5 protein-coding genes are annotated in these 5,086 nt (G+C 63.1%); 4 read left to right on the top strand and 1 reads right to left on the bottom strand.

All coding sequences use genetic code 11. The features are described from left to right. The first annotated feature begins 143 nt into the window (after nucleotides 1-143). From rocF to ABWU19_RS14190, 4 genes are all read left to right on the top strand, one after another. Nucleotides 144-1,037 (top strand): arginase, encoded by an 894-nt coding sequence (gene rocF, locus ABWU19_RS14205; protein WP_435902312.1) that lies wholly within the window; start codon nucleotides 144-146, stop codon nucleotides 1,035-1,037. Between the two features lie 35 nt (nucleotides 1,038-1,072). Next, entirely contained in the window at nucleotides 1,073-1,774 is a 702-nt protein-coding gene (hisA, locus tag ABWU19_RS14200) for a 1-(5-phosphoribosyl)-5-[(5-phosphoribosylamino)methylideneamino]imidazole-4-carboxamide isomerase (RefSeq protein WP_435902311.1), read from the top strand. A gap of 34 nt (nucleotides 1,775-1,808) precedes the next feature. Then, entirely contained in the window at nucleotides 1,809-2,120 is a 312-nt protein-coding gene (locus ABWU19_RS14195) for a LapA family protein (protein WP_435902310.1), read from the top strand. A 163-nt stretch (nucleotides 2,121-2,283) separates the two neighbouring features. Further along, on the top strand, nucleotides 2,284-4,242 hold the full coding sequence (locus ABWU19_RS14190; protein WP_435902309.1) for a single-stranded-DNA-specific exonuclease RecJ: 1,959 nt from the start codon (nucleotides 2,284-2,286) through the stop codon (nucleotides 4,240-4,242). A gap of 37 nt (nucleotides 4,243-4,279) precedes the next feature. Here ABWU19_RS14190 and ABWU19_RS14185 read toward each other — a convergent pair whose 3' ends face one another. Continuing rightward, a complete protein-coding gene (locus ABWU19_RS14185) occupies nucleotides 4,280-4,936 on the bottom strand; it encodes an HD domain-containing protein (RefSeq protein WP_435902308.1) in 657 nt (218 codons plus the stop codon). Nucleotides 4,937-5,086: the final 150 nt, after the last annotated feature.

The raw sequence follows: 5,086 nt of genomic DNA, 5'->3' as shown, positions 1-5,086 counted from the left end.
TCTTCTCCCACAGCCCCGTCATACCTTTCCACGCCGTCCGACACGCCGCTTTCCCCGCTGCAGCCTAGTTGCCTAAATCCAGGACACACCCTGCGCGCAATGCTGGCTGCATCGTTGCAAACCCGGCGGTAGACTGTGGGGGTATGAAGGATATCGGCATCTTAGGCGTTCCGATGGATCTGGGTCAGGGTCGGCGTGGGGTAGATATGGGCCCCAGTGCCATGCGCTACGGACGTTTGCAGGAGGTTCTTCAGGGCCTGGGCTACCATGTGCACGATTATGGCGATATCAAGGTGCCGGTGGTCGAGAGCCTGCGCGCCCAGCAGGCGCTGGGCGGGCTGGGCTACCTCGAGGCCATTCGCACGGTCTGCCTGGACACCATCGAAGCCTTGAACCAGATGCCCGCTGGGGTGTTTCCCATTGTGCTGGGGGGCGACCACTCCATTGCCATGGGGTCGGTCACGGGGGCCAGTCGGGGTGAGCGCATCGGGGTGATCTGGGTAGACGCCCACGCCGACTTCAACACCCCCCAGACCAGCCCCAGCGGCAACATTCACGGGATGCCGCTGGCGCACCTGTGCGGCCTGGGCGACCCGCGCCTGGTAGACCTGGGCCGCCCGGGGGCCAAGGTGCGGCCCGAAGACGTGGTGCTCATTGGGATTCGCAGCCTGGATCCGGGCGAGGTTCGGCTGCTGCGCGAGCGGGGGGTTACGGTATTCACCATGAAAGAGGTGGATGTGCAGGGCATCCCGGCCATTGCCCAGCAGGTTGCGGCAAAGTTCGCGGGTTTTTCCCGGGTGCACGTTTCGCTGGATGCCGACGTGCTGGACCCCGAAATAGCGCCGGGGGTGGGTACGCCCGTGCCTGGGGGCCTGACCTACCGCGAGGCCCATTTGCTTATGGAGCTGCTGGCCGATGCCAGCCTGGTTACCAGCCTGGATCTGGTCGAGGTGAACCCCATTCTGGACATCGCCAACCGCACCGCCCGGATGATGGTCGAGCTGGCCAGCAGTTTGTTGGGGAAGAAAATTTACTGATGGTTTTGCCCTGGCAGGCTTGATACAATCCCCCAATGCTGGTTATTCCTGCAGTAGATATCCAGTCCGGGCGGGCCGTTCGCTTGTTTGAGGGCGACCCCCGCCAGGAAACCGTCTATTACGAAAACCCGCTGGAGGCGGCCCTGCACTGGCAGGCCCTGGGGGCTCGGATGCTGCACCTGGTTGACCTGGATGCGGCTTTGGGCCGGGGAGAAAACCGGGCGGTGTTGCGTGCGCTGGCTGCCTCTTTGGCTATCCCCTTTGAAGTAGGGGGCGGGATACGCAGCGTGGAGGCTGCCAGGGAGGTTCTGGCCCTGGGGGCCAGCCGGGTGGTGGTAGGCACCGTAGCTGTAAAAGCGCCGGAAGTGCTGGAGCGGATGCTGGGGGAGTTTGGCGCCGAGCGGGTGGTGGTCAGCCTGGATGCGCGGGGCCTGGAGGTGGTGGTCTCGGGCTGGGCAGAGGAAACAGCCCTCAAGGTGCAGGATTTGGGCCTGCGGATGTGGGAGATGGGTGTGCGTACCCTCATTTACACCGACGTGCGGCGGGATGGAACCCTGGCCGGCCTCGACCTCGAGGTGATCGGTGAGGTTCGTGCAGCCTGGCCGGGCTTCTTGATTGCGGGGGGGGGCATTGCTTCGGACGCCGACCTCGAGGGCCTGAGGCACCTGGGCGTGGAGGGGGCCATTACCGGCAAAGCCATTTACGAGGGCCGCATCGACCTGAAGAAATGGGTTTGAGCCAGGGCCCACAGCCATGAAGTAAACTTCTAGCATGAAAGTGCTCAACGCACTGGCCTTCGTGGTGGTATTGGGGGTGGCTGCTCTGGCCTGGGCTGTGTATGTTCTGGAACCGGGTCTTTTGATTGGCACACCCTGGGGCCTGGTACATCTGAGCTTTTTATTGGTGACAGCCTTTGGGCTGGGCCTGACCGTGATGGGGCTGTACGGGCTTACCGGCTGGGTGAATGCCCAGGCGGCCCTGCACAAGCGCAACCGGGAGCTGCGGCAGCTCAAAAGTGAACTCGAGGCCCTCAAAAAGCAGCACCCCGAAGAAACCCCGGTCATCCCAGACCGGCTGCCCTAAGGGGAGGGAATGGCGCGCGGAGGTGTTTTGTCAGGCTGCGTTGTAGGTTAGAGCGGCCTGGATGGTTGACCCTGATTACGGCGTGCTTCTGCCCCACAGCCGGCTTTTTGTGGGCATTTGGCTAGGGAATTTTTGCGCTGTAGGGCAGTAAGGAGACCCTGTGATGAACTGGAAGTTTCGCGAATGGCCCCACGTCTCTTCGCTGCGCCCTCTGGTGGAGCAGCTCAACCTTTCGCCCCTGGCGGCGGCGGTACTCTGGAACCGGGGATTTCGCCGGAAGGAGGACCTCGAGCCCCCTCTGGAGCTGCTGCCCATCGAAGGCCTGAAGCAAGCGGCTTTGCGCATTATCGAGGCTTTGGAAAAACGCCAGCGCATCCGCGTGCACGGCGACTACGACGCCGACGGCCTGACCGGAACGGCCATCCTGCTCAACGGCCTGGGAAAACTGGGGGCCGACATCCACCCCTTCATTCCCCACCGTTTGAGCGAGGGCTACGGGGTGCTGATGGATCGTGTGCCGGAGCACCTGGAAGCCTGCGACCTGTTCATTACTGTGGACTGCGGCATTGCCAACCACGCGGAACTGCGCGAGCTGGTAGAAAATGGGGTTTCGGTTCTGGTAACCGACCACCACACGCCGGGCGCTTCCTCACCGCCGGGCCTGGTTGTGCACCCGGCCCTCTCGCCCCAGCTGCAAGGTCAGGCCCACCCCACTGGTTCGGGGGTGGCGTTCTTGCTGCTGTGGCAGGTGTACAAGCTGCTGGGGAAAGACCCGCCCCTGGAGTATGCCGACCTGGCCGCCATCGGCACGGTGGCCGACGTGGCCCCCCTGCAGGGCTTCAACCGGGCCCTGGTCAAAGAGGGGCTCTCCCGCCTGCGCGACTCGACCAACCTGGGCCTGAAGGTGCTGGCCGCCGAGCACTGCCGTGAGTTTAGCGCCAGCGAGATTGCATTTCGCATTGCCCCCCGAATAAATGCGGCCTCGAGGTTGGGACAGGCCGAGGTGGCCCTGGAGCTCCTTACCACCCAGGACCTGCTGCAAGCCCACCCCCTGGCCGAGCACCTGACCCGCCTCAACCAGGAGCGCCAGCGCATCGAGGAGGATATGCTACAGCGCATCTGGCCCAGCATAGACCCCACTCAGCCGGCACTGGTCATTCATGATGCCGAGGGGCATCCCGGCGTGATGGGCATCGTGGCAAGCCGGGTGCTCGAGCGCTACTACAAACCGGTCTTTATCATTGCCGATGGCAAGGGCTCGGTGCGCTCGACGCCTGGCATTAGCGCGGTGGGGGCTTTGCAGGCTGCCAGGCCTTTCCTCAAACGCTTTGGGGGCCATGCCCAGGCGGCGGGTTTCGCCATTCAGGAGGAACAGATTCCCGCTTTCACTGAAGCCATTCACCGCTACGCAGCCCAGTTTCCGGCGCCAGTGCCTGAAATTGTTCTGGACGGATGGCTGGATGGAGAAGACCTGGCCGAACTGCACCAGGCTTTAAAGCTACTCGAGCCCCTGGGGGAGGGCAACCCAGAGCCGCTGTTTTATACCCAGGGCAGGCCGGAATACGTGCGCACCATGGGCGAAGGCCGGCATCTGTCGTTTCGACTGAACGGCATCCGGGTCATCAAATGGCGCGACAATGGCGAGAGTCTGCCCGAACACATCGAGCTGGCCGCGGGTGTGGTGCTCAATGAGTGGAACGGCGAGCGCAATGTTGAACTGAGGGCGCAAGCCTACCGCCCATTGCCCGCTGCCCCTGAAGCGGGATGGGCCGTTCCAGTGCCATTTGCCCAAGCCGTGCGCCAGGCGGTGGCCCAGGCTGCCCAGGTCTATGTTCATCCAGAGGGCGCCGACTGGTTTATCAGCAGGGGGGTTGCGGTGGTGAAACCCGAGCAGGCCTGCTACTGGTTCAGCCTGCCGCCCGTACCGGCCTACCCCCAAAAGGTAAACATTGCCCTTTCGGAGAAGGCCCTGGCTGGCCTGGAGGCCAGTTCCGATCCTTTGGTTCGATCCCTGGGCAGGCGGGTGGCAACTGCGTATCGCTTGGGTCTGGCCCAGCAGTTGGCGGAGGACCTCGAGCGCTACTGGCAGGCCCTGGCCGGCCACACCCCCGCAGCCTATTGAGCCCATGCCATTCCTGGGCTCGGAGGGCTTTTTGCACTCATTTGCGCCGGTTATGGCCAGGCTCCCTTAGCAAAGTTTGCAGCTCATGCTGCAGGTTCTCGCGGGCGGGCTGCTCCAGCATGGCAAAAGCGGGGGTCTGGTAGATGCGCTGGCGCGACAGAAACTTTTGTAGCACCTGGGCGCGTCGTTCCCGGAACAGCGCCTCTGGAACCCAGGCATACTCGTCCCGGATGGCCTGGGCATAGGCTTTGTAGGTTTTGCGGTCGGCGCCCAGAATGGAGAGGTCGGCGTCCAGAAACAAAGCCGTATCGGGGTCATCCGACTGGTGGTCTTGTGTGGCCAGAATGATGGCGACCACAGTCTGAATGAGCGCAAGACTTACCCCCAGGCGCTTCAGGCTCTGCTCGGCCAGGTGTGCGCTTTGGGCCTCGTTGTCGCTGCGGGTGGGGTCGTAGATGGCGTCGTGGAACCAGATGGCAAACTCCAGGTGGGGCTTTGCCGGTAACAGCGAGAACAGGGTGCTGAGGTGGAGCAGATTGTGGTAGTGCCGCTGAGGCTCGCTGTGGCGGGTGAGCAGGTCGTCCAGCAGGGAGAAGTGCGGGTCGGGGTCTATCCCAAGCGAGCTAAGCAAGGCCTTCCAGCGGCCAATGAGCCGCTTGCGGCCTCCGTGTGAAAGTTCGAAATCGCGTCCCATGTGCTGCAGGGCCAACTGGAGGAGAGCTTATCATGGCCCCTCTCCAGCGAAAACCAGGGTGCTTTTGGCTTGTGGCGGCGCGAGGGCGTATAATACCAAATCTATGTAGATAATAACTCATGCCAAGCAAAGCCATAGCCCTACACGCCC

The sequence above is a fragment of the Meiothermus cerbereus genome (assembly GCF_051297115.1).
In the GTDB taxonomy this organism is placed as follows: Bacteria; Deinococcota; Deinococci; order Deinococcales; family Thermaceae; genus Meiothermus; species Meiothermus cerbereus_A.
This window is presented reverse-complemented; position numbering and strand designations above follow the sequence as displayed.

Bases quoted from the DNA above. Each gene is read 5' to 3' on its own strand.
- ABWU19_RS14185 (WP_435902308.1), bottom strand. From the start codon at position 4,936: ATGGGACGCGATTTCGAACTTTCACACGGAGGCCGCAAGCGGCTCATT.
- rocF (WP_435902312.1), top strand. From the start codon at position 144: ATGAAGGATATCGGCATCTTAGGCGTTCCGATGGATCTGGGTCAGGGT.
- ABWU19_RS14195 (WP_435902310.1), top strand. From the start codon at position 1,809: ATGAAAGTGCTCAACGCACTGGCCTTCGTGGTGGTATTGGGGGTGGCT.
- hisA (WP_435902311.1), top strand. From the start codon at position 1,073: ATGCTGGTTATTCCTGCAGTAGATATCCAGTCCGGGCGGGCCGTTCGC.
- ABWU19_RS14190 (WP_435902309.1), top strand. From the start codon at position 2,284: ATGAACTGGAAGTTTCGCGAATGGCCCCACGTCTCTTCGCTGCGCCCT.